General features: G+C 68.8%; 17 protein-coding genes. 11 read left to right on the forward strand and 6 right to left on the reverse strand.

The window, feature by feature from the left end:
* The 6 genes from HPY32_RS12645 to HPY32_RS12670 all read left to right on the forward strand — a co-directional run bounded on the left by HPY32_RS12645 (position 1) and on the right by HPY32_RS12670 (position 6,910).
* Entirely contained in the window at positions 1-945 is a 945-nt protein-coding gene (locus tag HPY32_RS12645; RefSeq protein ID WP_067581197.1) for an AfsA-related hotdog domain-containing protein, read from the forward strand.
* A 70-nt stretch (positions 946-1,015) separates the two neighbouring features.
* Positions 1,016-1,675, forward strand: a complete 660-nt coding sequence (locus HPY32_RS12650; protein ID WP_197696379.1) for an HAD family hydrolase — start codon at positions 1,016-1,018, stop codon at positions 1,673-1,675.
* A gap of 17 nt (positions 1,676-1,692) precedes the next feature.
* The gene (locus HPY32_RS12655) at positions 1,693-3,264 is read left to right on the forward strand and encodes an FAD-dependent monooxygenase (RefSeq protein ID WP_067581193.1); all 1,572 of its coding nucleotides are present in this window, start codon (positions 1,693-1,695) and stop codon (positions 3,262-3,264) included.
* Positions 3,265-3,693: 429 nt separating this feature from the next.
* A complete protein-coding gene (locus HPY32_RS12660) occupies positions 3,694-5,226 on the forward strand; it encodes an MFS transporter (RefSeq protein WP_197696378.1) in 1,533 nt (510 codons plus the stop codon).
* Entirely contained in the window at positions 5,223-6,074 is an 852-nt protein-coding gene (locus tag HPY32_RS12665; protein WP_067581189.1) for an oxidoreductase, read from the forward strand. The genes HPY32_RS12660 and HPY32_RS12665 overlap by 4 nt, the downstream gene beginning before the upstream one ends.
* Before the next feature lie 8 nt (positions 6,075-6,082).
* Positions 6,083-6,910, forward strand: coding sequence for an LLM class F420-dependent oxidoreductase (locus tag HPY32_RS12670; RefSeq protein WP_067581187.1), 828 nt, complete (start codon positions 6,083-6,085; stop codon positions 6,908-6,910).
* 110 nt (positions 6,911-7,020) lie between these two features.
* Here HPY32_RS12670 and HPY32_RS12675 read toward each other — a convergent pair whose 3' ends face one another.
* Entirely contained in the window at positions 7,021-7,824 is an 804-nt protein-coding gene (locus HPY32_RS12675) for an AfsR/SARP family transcriptional regulator (protein WP_067581184.1), read from the reverse strand.
* A 663-nt stretch (positions 7,825-8,487) separates the two neighbouring features.
* On the opposite strand from HPY32_RS12675, the gene HPY32_RS12680 reads away from it, so the two are divergent.
* Together HPY32_RS12680 and HPY32_RS12685 are read left to right on the forward strand one after the other, a co-directional pair.
* The gene (locus HPY32_RS12680; protein WP_231951433.1) at positions 8,488-9,582 is read left to right on the forward strand and encodes a sensor histidine kinase; all 1,095 of its coding nucleotides are present in this window, start codon (positions 8,488-8,490) and stop codon (positions 9,580-9,582) included.
* Positions 9,579-10,262: a response regulator gene (locus HPY32_RS12685; RefSeq protein WP_067581180.1), complete on the forward strand. Its 684-nt coding sequence runs from the start codon at positions 9,579-9,581 to the stop codon at positions 10,260-10,262. The genes HPY32_RS12680 and HPY32_RS12685 overlap by 4 nt, the downstream gene beginning before the upstream one ends.
* On the opposite strand, the gene HPY32_RS12690 is transcribed toward HPY32_RS12685, so the two are convergent.
* Positions 10,233-10,997 (reverse strand): SDR family NAD(P)-dependent oxidoreductase, encoded by a 765-nt coding sequence (locus tag HPY32_RS12690; RefSeq protein WP_067581178.1) that lies wholly within the window; start codon positions 10,995-10,997, stop codon positions 10,233-10,235. The genes HPY32_RS12685 and HPY32_RS12690 overlap by 30 nt on opposite strands.
* 235 nt (positions 10,998-11,232) lie before the next feature.
* Between HPY32_RS12690 and HPY32_RS12695 the strand changes: the two genes are divergently transcribed.
* Positions 11,233-12,153 (forward strand): UbiA family prenyltransferase, encoded by a 921-nt coding sequence (locus HPY32_RS12695; protein ID WP_253949749.1) that lies wholly within the window; start codon positions 11,233-11,235, stop codon positions 12,151-12,153.
* Between the two features lie 11 nt (positions 12,154-12,164).
* On the opposite strand, the gene HPY32_RS12700 is transcribed toward HPY32_RS12695, so the two are convergent.
* The 3 genes from HPY32_RS12700 to HPY32_RS12710 all read right to left on the reverse strand — a co-directional run bounded on the left by HPY32_RS12700 (position 12,165) and on the right by HPY32_RS12710 (position 14,881).
* Positions 12,165-13,181 carry a ParB/RepB/Spo0J family partition protein gene (locus HPY32_RS12700; protein ID WP_067585279.1) on the reverse strand — a complete coding sequence of 339 codons (1,017 nt, stop codon included), beginning with the start codon at positions 13,179-13,181 and terminating at the stop codon, positions 12,165-12,167.
* A gap of 365 nt (positions 13,182-13,546) precedes the next feature.
* Positions 13,547-14,632 (reverse strand): PLP-dependent cysteine synthase family protein, encoded by a 1,086-nt coding sequence (locus tag HPY32_RS12705; protein WP_197696377.1) that lies wholly within the window; start codon positions 14,630-14,632, stop codon positions 13,547-13,549.
* A 102-nt stretch (positions 14,633-14,734) separates the two neighbouring features.
* Entirely contained in the window at positions 14,735-14,881 is a 147-nt protein-coding gene (locus HPY32_RS12710; RefSeq protein ID WP_156674122.1) for a hypothetical protein, read from the reverse strand.
* Between the two features lie 683 nt (positions 14,882-15,564).
* Here HPY32_RS12710 and HPY32_RS12715 point away from each other — a divergent pair.
* Both HPY32_RS12715 and HPY32_RS12720 read left to right on the forward strand, forming a co-directional pair.
* A complete protein-coding gene (locus HPY32_RS12715; protein WP_156674121.1) occupies positions 15,565-15,915 on the forward strand; it encodes a hypothetical protein in 351 nt (116 codons plus the stop codon).
* Complete coding sequence (locus tag HPY32_RS12720; protein ID WP_067581174.1) at positions 15,912-16,181, forward strand: hypothetical protein; 270 nt, start codon at positions 15,912-15,914, stop codon at positions 16,179-16,181. Before HPY32_RS12715 ends, HPY32_RS12720 begins: the two co-directional genes overlap by 4 nt.
* On the opposite strand, the gene HPY32_RS12725 is transcribed toward HPY32_RS12720, so the two are convergent.
* Positions 16,178-17,794, reverse strand: a complete 1,617-nt coding sequence (locus HPY32_RS12725; protein WP_171982848.1) for an acyl-CoA synthetase — start codon at positions 17,792-17,794, stop codon at positions 16,178-16,180. The genes HPY32_RS12720 and HPY32_RS12725 overlap by 4 nt on opposite strands.
* Between the last annotated feature and the right edge of the window lie 22 nt (positions 17,795-17,816).

Below are 17,816 nucleotides of genomic sequence, written 5' to 3' on the forward strand. Positions count from 1 at the left end.
ATGACAAGCACACTCACCGCGGTCGAGATCGGCTACGACCGCACCGTATCCCGCGCACTGGTGCACCGCTGGTCGCTGTCGGAGGTGTTCCTCACCGACTACGCCCGCACCGGCGCCCGCGAATTCGTGTGCGGTGCACAACTTCCGTTGTCGCACGGCTACTTTCGCGATCACATCGATCTGCGTTTCTATGATTCGCTGAATATTCTGGAGGCGTGCCGACAGGCGGCGACCTGCGCGGTGCACCTGCACGAGGGCGCGCCCTCGGACACCAGCCTCATCGCGAAGGCGTGGTCGCTGACCGTCACCGATCCGGACGCGCTGCTGGTCGGGGTGCGCCCGGGCGAGCTGCGCATCGACGCCGCGATCACCGAGCGCAAGGTGCGCGGAAATCAGTTGCGCCACATCGGGTTCGCCATGGCGTTGGAGCTGGACGGTGCGCGGTTGGGCGAGCTGACCATGGATCTGGCGTGCGCGCCGATCGAGCAGTACCGGTCGCTGCGGCGCTATCGGCGCGGCGACGAGCCGCCGACCGCGTACACGCTGGCCACCACGCCCACCGGGACGCCCACCGTCCCGCTGCTGGTGCAGCGGCGGCAGCCGGTCAACTCGGTCCTCGACGAGCTGCGGGTCGACGGCGGCACGGTGGCGGCGATCCTGAGCCCGCGCACGTTCGCCAACCGCAGCATGTACGACCACCCGTACGATCACGTGCCCGCCATGGTGCTCAGCGAGGCGGCGCGGCAGTGCGCGCTGGTGGCCACCGACGCCGGGAAGGCGCACGGGTCTCGAATCCTGTCTCTGGACGGGGAATTCACCCGATTCGGGGAGCTGGACCGGCCCATCCTGATCGGCTCCGCGCCGCGGCCCGACTCCGTCGATCACCGCATGGTCGCCGCCCAGGACGGCCGCGAGATCGCCCGGGTGGACATCCGGCTGGGCTGAGCATGCCGGAAGCCGTTCCCGTGCACCGTAATTCACCCGCATCCGACGACAGGAGCAGACCATGCCCGGAGTGCGTTCGATCGCATTCTTCGATGTCGACGAGACCCTGATCACGACGAAGTCGATGTTCGACTTCTACGACTACTATCTGCGGGTCGCGCGCGTCGTCGCCGACCCGAGCACCGATGCCCGCTCCCTGCTGGGCGCGAATATCCCTCGGGAACAAGCCAATCGGCGGTACTACCGCAGTTTCGCCGACGCCGAGGTGGCCGAGGTCGCCGCCATCGGCCGCCGGTGGTTCGCCGAACGCCTGTGTGCCGGTGGGTTTTTCCACGAGGACGTGAAGGCCGCGCTCGCCGCGCACCGCCGCGACGGCACCCTCACCGTGCTGGTGTCCGGCTCGTTCTCGGCCTGCCTGGAACCGATCGCGACCTACTGCGGCGCGGATCTGTTCCTCGGGTCCGAGCCCGAGATCCGCGCCGGGCGCTACACCGGGGAGGTGCTGCGCACCATGATCGGACCCGCGAAACGCGCTGCCGCGCAAGACCTTCTCGCCGCGCACGGCATCGATGCCGCCGACTGCCACGGCTACGGCGACCACACCTCCGATCTCGGGCTGCTCGAGCTGGTCGGGCATCCGGTCGTGGTCGGGATCGACCCGGAACTCACCGCTATCGCGGAGGCGCGGGGCTGGGCACGGCTGTCCGGCACCGTCGCCGCGTATATCTGACATCTTCGGAGAAAGTCATGACCGAGAACATCGTCATCGTGGGGGCCGGCCCGGTCGGCATGCTGCTGGCCTGCGAGTTGCTGGAGCGCGGTACGCCGGTGCGCATCGTCGACGACGTGCGCCTACACACCGCCCACTCCCGGGCCACCGTCATCTGGCCGCGGCTGCTGGAGCTGATGCACCACACCGGAATCACCGAGCGCCTGGTCGAGGCCGGGCATCGGGCCGACGGCGTGTCGTTCTATTCGCGGCGGCGTCGGCTCGGTACCGCGTGGGTGAACCGGCTGCCGGATCTGCCGTATCCGTTCGCGGTCACGATCGCGCAGAGCGAGACGGAACGGATCATCGAGGCGCGGCTCACCGAGCTGGGCGGCAAGGTGGAGCGCGGCGTGCGCCTGACCGGGATTCGCAATCCGGGCGGCGAGCGGGTCGGGCTGACGCTGGAGAGCCACGACGGCACTTGCGAGGAGGTCGAGACCTCCTGGCTGGTCGGCGCGGACGGCGCGCACTCCACGGTGCGCAAGCTGCTGGGGGCCTCGTTCGACGGCATGCAGTTCGACGTCAGCTTCGCCGTCACCGACGCGGTGCTCTCCGGCGATGCCCCGGCGAACGTGCTGAGCTACTGCTACGCCCCCGAGGGCAGCCTCGCGCTGGTCCCGATGGCCGGGCAGGTCAGCCGGATCGCGATCAGCATTCCGCACGCGCCCGAGGGCACCGAACCGCCGCGCGAGTTCTATCAGCGGGTGATCGACGAGCGTGCGCCGGGCCGGAATATGGTGGGCGACATGCGATTCAGCGCGGTGTTCCGGGTGCACGCCCGCGCCACCACGCGCTTCCGGTACGGGCGCTGCCTGCTGATCGGCGATGCCGCGCACATCATGAGCCCGGCCTCCGCGCAGGGCATGAACACCGGCATGCAGGATGCGGCGGCCCTGGGCTGGCGGCTGCACGCGATCACGGCGGGGTGGCTGCCGGAGTCGGCGCTGACCGACTACGACCTGGATCGTCGCCCGGCCGCCGAGGCGGTCGTGCGGGCCACGACCATCCAGACCAAGCTGGGCATCGCCTCCACGCGATCCGCAATCCTCCTGCGCGACACCGCCGTTCGCGCCGCCGATCGCACCGGGCTGTTCCAGCGTGCCCTCGCCCCGATGCTCGCCCAGACCAATGTCCGCTACCCGACCGCGGATCCGCAGGGCGGCCCCGCCGACCGCAAGGCCCGGCACGGCCGCCGCATCCCCGCGCTCCCCACCGGTCCGGCCGCCCGGATCACGGAGCACCCGAGCGTCACCGTCGACGGCACCGCCTGGCCCGCCCTGGCCACCGACCGCCCGACGGTCCTGCTCTGGCCCGGCCGTCGCGCCCCGCTCGGCTGGGACCGCGTCTGCGCCCAGATCCGCACCCTGGTCGGCGACCGCGCCGCGGTAATCACCCCCACCGCCCGCGGCCCCCTATCCACCGCCCTGGGCCGCTCGCCCACAATCGCCCTCATCCGCCCGGACGGCCACCTGTTCACCCGCCTCGCCCCCGAAGACGCAATCCGAATCACCACCGCCCTGGACGATTTCACCTTGCGCACCGGACGCTGAGCCCACCGCCCCGGCCACCTACGCGCCCTGACGGCACCACAGGAATCGCAAGGTGGGCATCGCGTGCCCTGGAAGGGCGGAGGAGGGATCGGGCACGCTGGGTTCATGGAAGTTGAGGGCGCGTCGGATTTACGACGGTTGGTTTAGGGGACACCGGACTCACGGCGTCGGTGGTGCCCAGGTGGGGGTGGGTGCAATACCTCTTTGGAGGTATGGGGGGCGACCTAGGGGGAATCGATTCCGGGTGTACGCGGTGATTTGATTGTTGACAGGAGGGGACGACGAGGTCCCCTCCGTAATCGGAAATCTTACCAGCGCAGGCGGTTTCGGCGGCGCTGAGTTCGGCCGCGTTCTTCGTCCGGTCGAGATGCGTTTCAGCACAGGCAAGCATGTTTTGTTCGATTCTGTATGCATAAGGAGGGCAGCGCAGTGATATCGGAGACCGGTAGGTCCGCGCAGCCGGGAGCAACGCTCGCCGCGGTCTGTGCGGCGATATCGCTGGTGCCGGTCGTCGCGACCGGGGCGGGTGTCGCGCTCCCGGGGATCAGCGCGGACCTGCACACCAGCCTGGCGTCCGCGCAGTGGGTCGTGAACGCCTTCTTTCTCACCTTCGCCAGCTTCATGGCGGTCACCGGATCGCTGGCCGACATGATCGGCCGGCGGCGCATGTTCAGCGCGGGGATCGCGGTGTTCTGCACGGCCATGGTGATCGCCGGTCTGGCGCCGCACATCACCGTGCTCGTCGGGGCCCGGGTCATCGCCGGAATGGGCGCGGCCGCGGTGCTGACCGGCGGAAGTGCGGTGCTGGCCAACACATTTCAGGGCGCGGCACGCGCTCGCGCGTTCGCCGTGTACGGCACCGGCATCGGGCTGGGCCTGGCGTTCGGCCCGCTGATCGCGGGCGTGATCGTCACCTCGCTCGGCGGCTGGCGGGTGTTCTTCCTTGCGGCGGCGGTGATCCTGCTGCCGGTGCTGGCATTCTCGTTGCGGCTACCCGATTCTCGCGACGTGCACCCGGCCGGTATCGATTGGCGCGGCGGAATCCTGTTCACCGCAGGGCTTTTCATGCTGGTGCTGTGCGCCATCGAGGGCCCGGCGGTGGGCTGGACCAAGCCGCTGATCATCGCCGCGTGCGTGGCGGCGGTGGCGCTGCTGGTCGCGTTCGTGCTGGTGGAGCGGCGCACCGATCATCCGCTCATCGAGATCTCCCTGTTCACCGAGCGCCGTTTCGTCGCCATCTGCCTGATGCCGGTGCTGCTGGCCTTCGGGTTCGTGGCGCCGCTGATGGTGCTGCCGCAGTACTTCATGGCGGTCGACGGGGCCAGCGCGCAGTCCGCCGGGCTGCTCATGGTGCTGATGACCGGGCCGACCCTGGTGCTGCCCATGCTGGTCGGCACGCTGTCGCGGCACGTCTCGCAGCGCACCCTGCTGATCGTCGTGCTGGCGCTGACCGCGCTGGGCGCGGGCTGGCTGACCGTGCTGCGGCCGCACCTGGGCATCGTCGCCCTGGCCGGTCCGCTCATCGCCATCGGCGCGGGATTCGGTGTGTCCCTTGCCTTCCTGGATGGCGCGGCGGTGGCCTCCGTCGAATCCTCGCGCGCCGGAATGGCCGCGGGCGTCTTCAACACCATGCGGCTGGGCGGGGAATCGATCTCGATCGCCGTCCTGGGCGCCATCATCACCGGGGTCACCACGGCTCGCCTGCACGCCACACTTCCGGCGGGCCAGGCGGACGCGCTGACAACCAAACTGCTGCAAGGTGATCCGAGCGGCGTCACCGCCGCGACCGCCGACGGCGCATTCTCTGCCTACACCTCCGCCATGCACATCGGCCTGTGGTCGGTCTGCCTGCTGGCGGTGCTCGGCATCGTCGGCATCCTCGCGCTCACCCGCGAGACCCCCGAAACCATCGAAAACAACGTTGTCCCCGAGGAAATGACAGTGGAAGGAGTCAGTCGATGACGAACAAGGTCTGGTTCATCACCGGAGCCGCAGCAGGATTCGGCCGCACCCTCACCGAGGCCGCGGTGGCCGCCGGTGACACCGTGGTCGCCGCCGTGCGCAATACCGAGAAGGTGGCCGATCTGGTCGAGAGCTCGTCCGGCGCGGTCACCGCCGTGCAGCTCGACGTCACCGATACCGCCCGCATCGACACCGTCGTCGCCGAGACCATCGCCCGGCACGGCCGGATCGACGTGCTGGTCAACAATGCGGGCAAAGGCCTGATCGGCGCGATCGAGGAGATCCCGGACGCCGCGCTGCGCCACCTGATGGACGTGCACGTGTTCGGCCCGGCCAACCTGATTCGCGCGGTGCTGCCGCACATGCGCGAGCGCCGGTCCGGCGCCATCGTGCAGTTCAGCAGCCAGGGCGGCCGGTACTCCTTCCCGGGCGTCGGCGTGTATTCGGCGACCAAGTTCGCCCTCGAGGGCCTGTCCGAGGCGCTGTCGCTGGAGCTGGCCCCGCTCGGGATCCATGTGCTCCTCGTCGAGCCGGGCCCGTTCCGCACCTCGTTCAACACCCCCGGCGTCCTCGAGTTCGCCGAGGACACCATCGCCGATTACGAGACCACGGTCCGGCCGGTGTGCGCCGCGCTGGCCGATGCCGACGGCAAGCAGGCCGGGGACCCGGTCGCGGCGGCCCGGGTGATCCGGACCGTGCTGGAGTCGGACAACCCGCCGCTGCGGCTGGCGCTGGGCAACGAGGCCGTCGACACCATCGGGGCGAGCCTGGACAAGGCCCGCGCCGAGCTGGACGCGTGGGCGACCCTCGCGCGCTCCGCGGACTACACCACCATCGAAGCGAAGTGAGCAGTGCGATGAACAAGCCGGTACGGATCGGTGTGCAGCTCGTCCAGGGCGGCCCCGGAGTCACCTACAAGCACGTGCGGGACAAGGTCATGCGCATCGAGGAGATGGGCACCGACGTCCTGTTCAACTACGACCACTTCCACGTTCCGCACAACGCGAACATCGATCCGGTGGAAGGCATTTCGGTCAGCGGCGACCAGCTGGACGTGGAGAACTTCGAATGCTGGTCCACGCTGGCGGCGTGGGCGGAGCAGACCGAGCGGATCCAGCTGGGCGTGCTCGTCACCGGCGTCGGCTACCGCAACCCGGATCTGCTGGCGGACATGGCCCGCACGGTCGACCATATCTCGGGCGGCCGACTGATTCTGGGGCTGGGCGCGGGCTGGTACGAGAAGGACTACCGCGAGTACGGCTACGAATTCGGCACCGTCGCTTCGCGAATGAAGAACTTCGCGGACGCGCTGGAGCGGATCAAGCGCCGCCTCACCCTGCTCAATCCCCGTCCGGTCGGGTCGATGCCGATCCTCATCGGCGGTGGCGGCGAGAAGAAGACGCTGCCGCTGGTCGCCCGGTACGCCGACATCTGGCACTACTTCGACACGCTGGAAACCCTGGCGCACAAGAACAAGGTGCTGGCGGACAGCGCGGCGGCACTCGGCCGCGACCACACCGAGATCGAACGCTCGCAGGAGTGGACGGGCCTGGAGAACGCCGACGCCTACGCCGACGCGGGCGTCACGCTGTTCACCCACGTGCTCTGGGCCCCACACGATCTGGACGAACTGAAGAAGGCCCTGGCCTGGCGCGACGAGCGCAACAAGCGTCTGGAGGGGTAGCGCGTTCCGACGGACGACGACCGGGCCGAGGTGAAGACCTCGGCCCGGTTTTCGTATTCCGGAGAAGAGAGCGAGGGCCGGGGCCAGCAGGCCCCGGCCCGACTTTGGCATTATACCAACGATACTCGCGAGTCCCGAAGGATTTCCCGGTGCAACGCAAGCAGTTCCGCTGAGGGTTCCAGGCCCAGTTCGGCGCTGAGTATCGCGCGCAGGTTGTGGAAGGCGTGGAGGGCGTCGGCGCGGCGGCCGGTGCGGTGGAGGGCGGCGATCAGGCGGGCGTGGAAGGACTCGTTGAGCGGGTGGTCGGCCACCAGTTCGCGCAGGGGCGCGATCGCGTCCTCGTGGCGGTCCAGGGCCATCAGGGCGTCGGTGTAGCAGCCGAGCACCCGCAGCCGCATTTCCTCGAGGTGGGTGACGTAGCCGCCGAGGATCGGGCCGGGCGTCACGTCGGCGAGGGCGCTCGGCCCCTGCCACAGCCGCAGGGCGGCCTGGGATACGGCCGCGGCCTCGGCGGGGAGACCGCGGCGCAACAGTTCCACGCCGCGCTCGCCGCACGCCTCGAACCGCCCGGCATCGATGCGGTCCGCGTCGACCGCGAGCCGGTAGCCGGGCGACTGGGTGCGCACGATCGAATCGCCCGGCACGCCGAGGTGCTGGGTGAGCGCCTGGCGCAGGTGATAGATGTGCATGCGCACGGTGGTCTCCGGGTGTCGCGGCCGCTGCGCGCCCCACAGCTCGTTGCCCAGCGCCTCCACGCCCACCGTGCGATCCGCCCGGGCGATCAGCGTCGCCAGGATCGTCTTGACCTTGACCCCCTGCACGGCATAGGCGCGATCGGCGGCCGCGACCCGCAGCGGGCCGAGCACGGTGAACCGTAATCCACTCCCGCCGAGCATTTCCGTATCTTCTTCCATGAGCTGAGCAACCTCGAATTTCGCGATGTTTATCGGCAGTCGACAGAACTCGCCACTCCGATATCAGCACGGGGCAAGTGGGGGGACAAGGATTTCTCGCCTTAAGGAGCACGGGATACGCCGAAAGAGGCAGGGGCGGACCTTCTTCCAGTCCCGGCGCATCCTCACTTCTGTTCCCGGCGTGACTTCTGTTCCCGGCGTGACTTCTGTTCCCGGCGTGACTTCTGTTCCCGGCGTGACTTCTGTTCCCGGCGTGCTTTTGGCCGGGAACCACCGCAAGATCCCGGCCAAAAGCACGCCGGGATCAAGAGAAGAGAGGCCGGGATCAAGAGAAGGGAGGCCGGGATCAGGAGAGGAAAGGCCGGGATCAAGAGAGGGAAGGCCGGGGTAGAGAGGTAAGGCTTGCCGGAGAAGCCGGTATCGATACCATTCGGGATTATTCGCCGAAGAACCGTTTTCCGACGCGGAACATACCGGGCGACAACGCTTTTAGTGTGTCATACCATAGTGGAGCAGGTCGGAATCGCAGGGTAGGATTCGATCAAGCTCCTCGCTGAGCCCGGACGGAACGGGGTGCCTCACGGTCTCGTGCCGGAGGTGGCCGGGCGGAGGCCGGGGAGCAGGGAAGTAAGCACGTTCCCGGACGAAGTGGGGGGAGCCACGGTGGACTGCATCGATACGTCCGACGTTTCAACGGGATTCGCGGATCTGTTCGCCTCCCGAATTCCCGGAATCATCGCGCAATACCGCACCCGCCTGGACGAGATCTCCAGCCCGCTCGCGTCCAACGCGGCGGCGTGGGAGCAGTGCGAACTGCAGGCCCAGCGCATCCTGGACGACTGCACCCGCACCCTGCTGATCGGCAGCACCACCGTCACCCACATCACCGACGTCTTCGACCTGGGCAGCGAGCGGGTCCGCCAGGGCGCCCACCTCACCCACTCGGTCCGCGCGGGCACCATCCTGGCCGACCTCGCGATCGACGCCCTCGCCGACTGCGCGGCACGGACCGGCGCGCCGCAGTGCGCCCTGATCGCCGCCGTGCGGGCGCTGCAGCAGGGCATCGGGCTGCGGCTGGAGTCCGGCTCCATCGGCTACGACGCCTTTCTGCTGCAACGGGTCCGGGAGATCAACGAGCAGGGCTATCGCCGCCTGGCGCGGGAGATCCACGACCACATCGGCAACTCGGTCAGCCTGGCGCTGCGCCAGATCGAGCTCTACGAACTGGAACTCGAGCGCTCCGGCGGCGAGGAGGTCTCCCGGCACATGCGGCTGGCCAAGGAGGCCGTGCTGGAGACCATCGCCCGCAGCCGCGAGCTGGTCTCCGAGCTGCGCCGCCCCACCGTCTCCGGTTCGCTGGAGACCGCGCTGCGCGGCTTCGCCGCCTCGCTCGGCCCGTCCGGCGCCCCCATCCAGGTGTGGGTGCGCGGGGACGACGAATGGATTCCCGGCGCGATCGCCGAGGAATTGTTCATCATGGTCCGCGAATGCCTGCGCAATTCCTATACGCACGCCGGGGCGGCGCACGTCGTCGTCCACATCGATATCGCGCCGCACGAGGTGCAGGCCGAAATCATCGATAACGGCAAGGGTTTCGACGTCGACGGCGTCCGGTCCACCGCGCACGGCAACGGCCTGCTCATCCTGCAGGAACGCACCGACCTGGTCGGCGGCACCGTGAACATCGAGTCCACCGCGGGCCGCGGCACCCGCGTCACCATCTGGATCCCCATCCGTCAGGAGCGCCCGATCGCATGAGCGACAATATGATTCGCATCCTTGTCGCGGACGATCACACGCTGCTGCGGGACGCGCTGTGCGATCTGCTGCGGTCCGAACCCGATTTCGAGATCGTGGCGCAGGCGGGCACCGGCACCGCCACCGTGCAGCTGGCCGCCGAGCACCGCCCCGACGTGCTGCTGCTGGATATCGAGATGCCGGAAAGCAATCCGCCGGAGACGGTGCGCCGCCTGCTGACCAACCAGCCCACGCTGCGGATCATCGTGCTGAGCATGCACGACGAACAGCAGCTGGTGCATCAGCTGCTGTCGCTGGGGGTGCGCGGCTACCTGAACAAGGGCACCGAGCGGCAGACGCTGGTGTCGGCCATCCGGCAGTCGGTCGTGGAGGGCCCGCGCACGGTGACGCTGTCGGTGTCGCCGGACAGCCTGCGCGCCCGCGCCGAGGAGCCGGACGACCCGGGCACGCTGTCGATGCGCGAACGGGAGGTGCTGGCGCTGGTCGCCGAGGCGCTCAGCAATCGTCAGATCGCGGGGCGGCTGGGCATTACCGAGGGCACGGTGAAACGCCACCTGCGCAATATCTTCACGAAACTGGATGCCGTCTCCCGCATCGACGCCGTCAATCGCGCGATGGAGCGCTCGCTCATCGGGGGACCGCGGGCCGGATCAGTCCAGGGCGCCCGGGTCTGGCGGTAGGTCGTCCTCGGCCGGGCCGCAGTGGCTGGTCTCGATCAACCGGCCGGTGATGTTCTCGATCGTGTCCGACACCAGGAATTCCGCCATCGAGACCGTTTCGCTCTCGGCATCGACGCAGCATTCCGGCCGGGGCGCGCCCGCCGGGGCATCGAGCAGTTTCGGGCAGTCGGTCTCCGCGACAACGGTGTTCACCAGCACGCCCCGCGGGGCGAGTTCGCGCGACAGCATCCGGGTGATGGCGTGCAGGCACTCCCGGACCATCAGGTCCACCGCGCGCCTGCGACCGTTCGACACGCTCGTCTCCGTCATGTTCACGATCCGTCCGGAACCGGAGTCCGTGAGGTACCGCTCGGCCGCCCGGCTGATCAACAGCGGCGCGCGCAGCCGGGTGAGAATCACCGACTCCCAATCGGTTTCGCCGCCGCGCGGCTGCGGCGGCCCGCCGTCGGGTCGGCCCGGATACGGCGCGCCCACGACCACCGCAGGCGGCCCGAGCGCGTCCACGACGCGCAGCACGGTCGCCTCGGCCTCGTGCAGAAACCGCAGATCGGCGCCGAAGGCCAGCAGTCCGGCGCGGCGGTCGGCGATCCCGTCGAAGGTCGCGTCGCACCACGATTCCCGCAGATCGACCGCGGCGATCGCGAATCCCCGCGCCGCCAGTTTCCGCGCGACCGCCGCTCCGATGCCGCCACCGGCTCCGGTAACGATGGCCACGCGGTGTTGGCCACGAATCATCGCTGACTCCCTTCGCCACTAGCTGAATGCCGAATAGTGTGCTCACACTAGGTGATCGGCCGAGGCGCCCGCCCGGATTCCGCTGGCGCAGCCACCCGAATACTCCTTAAGTAGTACGACCGGGGTATACGCGTATTTCTTTCCATACATCGAAATGCCCTTTCGAACCCCCCGACTGCCGCATATGATGAATATCCGGCAGCTTCTCACCGCCATAACGTTATGCGACATGCAGATGGGTATTGCACCGACTCGAGTCACTCCCGAAAGAACGTCGATCACCACAATTCTGAGCCTTCCGATCGATTTTCTGCGGGAATCACGACTCTCGGTTCAGGTTATTTTTCTGATTCGTTTCTGCACCGCGGCGGCGCTGGGCGCGTCGGTGCTCGACGCCCGTCTGCTGGCCGCCGGGGTGGCCTGGTTGCTGGCCACCGTCGCGGCCTATGTGTTCAACGGCGTCATGGATGTGGCCGAGGATCGGGCCAACGGTTCCACCCGGCCGATCAGCCGCGGCGCGCTGCCGGTTCCGGTGGCCGCGGCCGGGGTGCTGGTGGCGGCGGCGCTGGCGCTGGCCATCGCCGCGATCGTCGATCCCACCGGATTGCTGCCGCTGCTGCTGATGGCCCATTTGGCTTGCGGCTACGCCTATTCCGGCCCGCCGTTCTACGGCAAGCAGCGGGGCAGCACGGCCGCACTGCTGGTGCTGGGCATGGGCGCGCTGACCTATGCGGCCGGATGGCGGCTGGGCGGGCCCGGCGGCGGGCTGTCGGTTCTGGTGCTCGGCGCCGCCATGTCGCTGTGGATGGCCGGGGTCGGCGCGCTGGCCAAGGATCTTCCCGATGCGGAGGGCGACGCGGTCGGCGGTCGCCGCACCCCCGTGATCGTCTGGGGCGCCACCCGGGTCCGCCTCATGGTCGCCGTCAACGCGCTGCTCATCGGCGCCGGATACCTCACCGCCGCACTGACTTTCGCCCCGATGCTGGTGCCGTCGGCGGTCATCCTGCTCATCGGCGGCGCGGTCGTGGGCATCCTGGCCGCGACCAGTCGCCGGGCCACCACCCGCTCCGGCCTGCGCCAGCCCTACCGCGCCTTCATGGTCACCCAGTACGCGGTGCACATCGTGGTCCTGGGCGCCCTGCTGATCGGGCTGTGATGCCGCGCGAACTACTGGGAGCTGGCGGGCGAATCGTCGCGGGTGCGGCGATCGAGCAAGTGGGCCAGGCGGTTCCAGTCGTGGGAGCGTCGACGGGCGAGTTCGGCGATACCCGGGGCGCAGTGGCTCGGGAGGGTGTCGATGACCGATTCCCAGTCGACGTCGTCACCGAACGGGGCCTCCAGCCAGCGCAACACCTTCCGGCCGGTCTCGCTGAAGCGCAGGGAGGGGTCCTTGCGCAGTTGGTGCAGCAGCTGTTCGGGTTCGCCCCGGCAGGCCGGGAGCATCGCCACCACATTCCGGGCGGGCTCCGGCGGTGCGGGCTCGGCGGCCCGGCCGCGTGCGGTCACCGGATCCTCCCCCGCCCGCAGGCGTTTTCGAACATCCTTCGCGGTGGTGACCGAGATGCCCGCCGCCAGCGCCACCGTGCGCGCCGACGCGCCCGGATCGGCCTCGAACAGCTCGGCGGCGCGGCGACGCCCCTCGGGGCCGATCGACCGGTGCAGCACGCCATTGCTGGCGATCCGCCCCGCCGACTGTGGAGATTCCACATCCGACCGGCGACGAATCGCGGACACGGTCTTGGGCGACAGCCCCGCCACCCCGGCAATCGCCCGATCCGACCACTCCGGATACTCGACCAGAATGCGCAGCGCCGCCGCCTTCCGCTCGGCCAGCGACAACGGCAGGCCATGCATGGTATTCAGCCGCACTCCCAACACGAACGCCTCGGCGGCCGTCCCCTCGAAGAACACCACCCCGATCGTCTCGTCCCCCCGCACCTCGGCCGCCCGCAACCGATGCACCCCATCGATCACCTGCATGGACTCCCGATGCACCACGATCGGCGGCAACGCCGCCTCCGCCTCGGCCAACAGCCGCACATGCGCCGCCTTCGCCCCACCCATCCGCGCGGGCGCCTCGGCCAGCGACAGGTCGGCGATCGGCACGTCGACGATGGTCACCGGCTCACGCATCGCACCCGCGGCGGCGCGCACCAGCCCCCCGGGGCTGTACAGACGAATCATGCTCTCCCCCATGCGTGGAAAGGTCGCGGGTTCACCGTGTGGACGACCGGTCGTTCTCACTGCACTAGCGATAATTATTTTCAGCATTGATGCCGAAACTATACCGGTCGGAATTCAAATTGTGTTGGAAATCACAGACAATGCTCGGCGTTGCGCGGCCGGAAGCGCAGGTCATCGCGGGTGCGCGTCCGCTGGTAGGTCGGGTAGGCATACGTCCGCCCCGGCGATGCGCCGGTGACCGCGTGTCGCGGAGTAACAGTTGTGTCGGCGGCCGAACAATCTTGCCAGTTCAAGTGTAATTAGACCGGAATATCCATTAAGTCCGATTAGACGGCAATTCGAATCCTTCGCCGGATGGCCAGCTTTCAGCTGTGCTGCGGAAGGGTCCAGATGCCCGTGTCGGCGTGGTAGCGGAGTAGGGCCGTGGGGTGGGACAGGTCCCAGCCTCGGGAGGCTACCCAGGTGTCGTTGTAGAAGGTGTCGGCGTAGGGGGTGCCCGAATCGGCTTGCAGGGCAATGACGGTGCCGGATTCGCCGTGTTCGCGCATGCGGGCCACCAGCTGGAGGGCGCCGAAAAGGGTTGCGCCGGAGGAGGGTCCGGCCAGCCAGCCGGTGATGTCGTGGAGGTGGCGCATGGCGGCGACGGTGGTGGCGTCCAGGACCGGGATGACGAGGTCGACCACGTCGGGGTCGAAGGGGGGTTCGACGCGGGGGCGGCCGATTCCGTCGATGCGCGAGGGCATTCCGGTGGCGTAGTCGGGGGTGTCGGTGGCCCAGCCCGCGAAGTAGGCCGAGTGTTCCGGGTCGACCACGGCCAAGCGGGTGTCGGTGTGGTGGGCGCGCAGGTGGCGGCCGATCGATCGGGACGTCGCCCCGGTGCCGACTCCGGCCACGATCCAGGTGGGGACGGGCCGGTCGATCTGTTCGCACTGCCGCAGAATCTCTGCGGCCAGGTCGGATTCGCCCTCGCGGTCCACCGCCCCGGCCAGGGTGTGCAGGTGGTCGAGGTGGTAGCCGCCGGATTCGCGGGCCAGCCGGGCCGCGTGCTCGTATACCGCCAGCGGCGGGTCCACCCGGTGGCACCGACCGCCCTGTTCCTCGATCCGCGCCGCCTTGGCCGCCGCGGTCCGCTCCGGAATCACCGCCGTATACGGCAATCCCAGCATGGTGGCGAAATATGCCTCGGCCACAGCGAGATTCCCGCTCGTGGCCTCGAACAGCGGTGTGCCCTCGTCGATCCGCCCGCGCTCGAGCGCGTCGACGAGCAGGCTGCGGGCGAAGCGGTGCTTCAGGCTCCCGGTCGGATGCACCGACTCGTCCTTGACGAACAACTCGACCGACGAGTCGCCCGGCAGCGGAAACCGCCGCAGCGGCGTCGCCGCCTCTTCCGCGCGGGTCCCGCGCAGCAGCGACACCGCCGACCGCGCCCATCGCCCCGGGACCGCTCCCACACCGAACTCCCTTGCCACCCGGCCCATTCCGCCGTGTAAAGCAGCCTACCCGCGCACCACCCACCCGCGATCCCACTTTCCCGATCACCGGCGCTACCGGCGCTACCGCCGCACAGCGACATGCAGCAGTAGCACGGCTGCGGCCGCTGAGATGCCCAGTGCGATGCCGGAATGTCCGGTGCTGCGGCCGTATTCGATCACCGTCGCGACCACCAGGGTCAGGCTGCCGATGGTGATCGCTCGTTTCATGGATTCGGAGCCTAGTGGGCTGTCTGGGCGATCGACCGGATTTTCGGTTTCGCCCGGACCGGGTGGTGGTTGGGTTATCGGCGACCGGGCATTCTCTTTTCAGAATCGCCCGGCGACTTTTTGTTTCGTAGGTCAACTATCGAAAAAGTGAATCGGACAAGAACCGCTCCGGCGGGGGTGTTTTCACACCCGCGACACACGGGAAGTAGGCTGCATCCGAAGCACCCGCATCGACCGAAATCTCTCGACCGAAAGAGCCTGGTGCCGTGACACTTTCGCCCGTTTTCGCACGTCTGCACGCACAAACGTGCCGTGCATCCGGCCGTGCATCCACCATTCCGCGACACGACCGGGATCGTCTCGAATCCGGTTGGTGCCCTGAAATGTTCACGCCGACCGTGCGGGGCGACTACGATCCGATACATCATGATTGCTTCGCGGTCGTGATGGCACGTGCGGGTTTTTACGAATCGACAGAGAACAGGTTCTGCGAGTACGGGCTGCACATGGCAATGGACCGAAGAACAACCGCTGCTGTCCAGGCCACGGCTGCACAGCAGCCCGAGGTCCCCTTTGCGTACTGCCGCATCGATCCCGGCCCGGTGCGAGAGCAGTTCGGCCGCATGCTACTTCGCATTCACGACGGATGCGACGAACGGAACTGCAGGCCCAAACTACGCGGCATGCAGGCGGTCGACCCCGACTTCCCGCCCGCCCCGCAACCGGAGTGCCGCGTGCCCGACGACCGGATCGCCGCCGCCGTGGCCCGGCTGACCGGGGCCAATGCCGCGTTGCTGACGGCCCGCGCCGCCCTGCGCGACCGGCATCCCGATGCCGCGCGCGCGATGATCACCGCCACGGCCGACTTCGCCGCGGCGCGCCGACACCGCGACGCGCTGTTCCTGCGCGCGCTACCGGGCGACGGCACCGTCCCGGCCGCGGTGATCGGTAAGTTCGGCATCTCCTACCGAGAAGTCCGCAGGTTGGTACCCAGTCTCGGACCCGTCATGGCACAGGATGGCAGCGATCGGTGAACGGTAACGGTGAATCCGGCGACACGTGGGGCCCGATCCGGCCGGGGCACGCGGTCGATGGTTGGCGGCTGATGGACGCCCCCGGCGAATTCTGGCTGGAGAAGACCGTCGGCACGGCCCGCGCCGTCGTCCGCGCCGACACCGTGACCACCTGCTTCTGGTGCGCCAGAACCGATTCCACGGTCGGCCCGCGCTCCGGCCACCTCACGGTCGACGAGGCCATGGCCGCCGCCGAGAAGTGGCTGCAGGCCCACACCGACTCCTAGGCGAGGTCCTTCCGTAGGAGTTTGCCGGTGGCGTTGCGGGGGAGTTCGTCGAGGAAGACGACGTCGCGGGGGACTTTGTAGCGGGCGAGGTTGGCTTTGACGTAGTCCTTGATTTCCTGGGCGTCGCGGGGGGAGTCGGGGCCGGGGACGACGAAGGCGCGCAGGCGTTTGCCGTAGTCGTGGTCGTCGACGCCGATGACGGCGGCTTCGAGGATGTCGGGGCGGTCGGCGAGGAGGTGTTCGACTTCCTGGGGGAAGACGTTCTCGCCGCCGGAGACGATCATCTCGTCGTCGCGGCCGTCGATGTAGAGCAGGCCGTGTTCGTCGAAGTGGCCGACGTCGCCGGAGGACATCATGCCGTCGACGGTCTCCTTGGTGCGACCGTCGGTGTAGGCGGTGAAGGAGTGGGCGTTGCGGATGAAGATGGTGCCGGTGGTGTGGGGGGTGGTGATGGGGCGGCGGTGGTCGTCGAGCAGGGTGAGGCGGATGCCGACCGGGGGGCGGCCCGCGGTGTGCGGCGCGATGCGCAGCTCCTCGGGACCGGCGACCGAGATCACGGTGCACTCGGTCGACCCGTACATGTTGTAGAGGATGTCCCCGAAGTATTCCCGGGTCCGCCGCACCAGTTCGGGCGCGATGGCCGATCCGGCGGCGACCAGCACCCGCAGCGACGATATGTCGTATTGCCTCAGCGTCTCGGGCGGCAGGTCCAGGATGCGTTGCAGCATGGTCGGCACCAGCACCAGCGAATCCGCTTGATACCGGGCGACATTCGCCAGCGTCCGCTCCGCGTCGAAGCGGCGCTGCTGGAACACCACCCGATTGCCCAGCGCCAGGCCGAGGGTGAACTGGGACAGGCCGGTGCCGTGGAACACGGGCGCGGCCATGATCATGGTTCCGTTGCGCGGCAAGGGGATTCGATCCAGGAACTGCGCGGAGGCGAACGGGCTGGTCTTCTCGCGCGGCGCGCCCTTCGGGGTGCCGGTGGTGCCGCTGGTGAGCATGATCATGCCGCCGGGCCGCGCGGGCCGGGCCACCGGTTCCGGCAACCGCCGCGCCATCAGCGAATCCAGCGTCGGGAGCGCGGGGTCCACCCCGTCTCGCTCGTCGACCCAGGTGAGGATGCGCGGGATGTCCGCCGGGACGGCGCTGGTGAGCTCGATGAATTCGCTGTCGTGCAGCAGCGCCCGCACCTTCTCGCGGGCGGCCACGGCGGCGAGCTGCGGTTTCGCGAACCCGGTGTTCATCAGCACCGCCTGCACGCCGAGCTTGCCGGTGGCGATCAGGCTCAGCACCATGCCGCGATGATCGCGGGCCAGCACCCCCACCACATCGCCCTGCCGCAGCCCCTGCGCGGCCAGGCCGCGGACCAGCCGGTTGGACAGCGATTCCAGCTCCGCGCAGCCGATCTCGCCGCGTTCGTCGACGATGGCCGTCGCGCCCGGCCGGATCCGCGCGGCGTGCCTGACGACGCCCGCGAACGGGCCGAATCGGGTGACGCTCAGCGCGGACCGCAGGGCCAGGTCCGGGCGCAGCGGGTCGAACAGTCCCCGCTTGCGCATCACATTCACCCCGAGCAGCAGATCCGCGGCCCGGCCGAGGGCGGTACCCATGCTGAATCTCCTCGCCGTAATC

This window comes from Nocardia terpenica (assembly GCF_013186535.1).
GTDB lineage: Bacteria > Actinomycetota > Actinomycetes > Mycobacteriales > Mycobacteriaceae > Nocardia > Nocardia terpenica.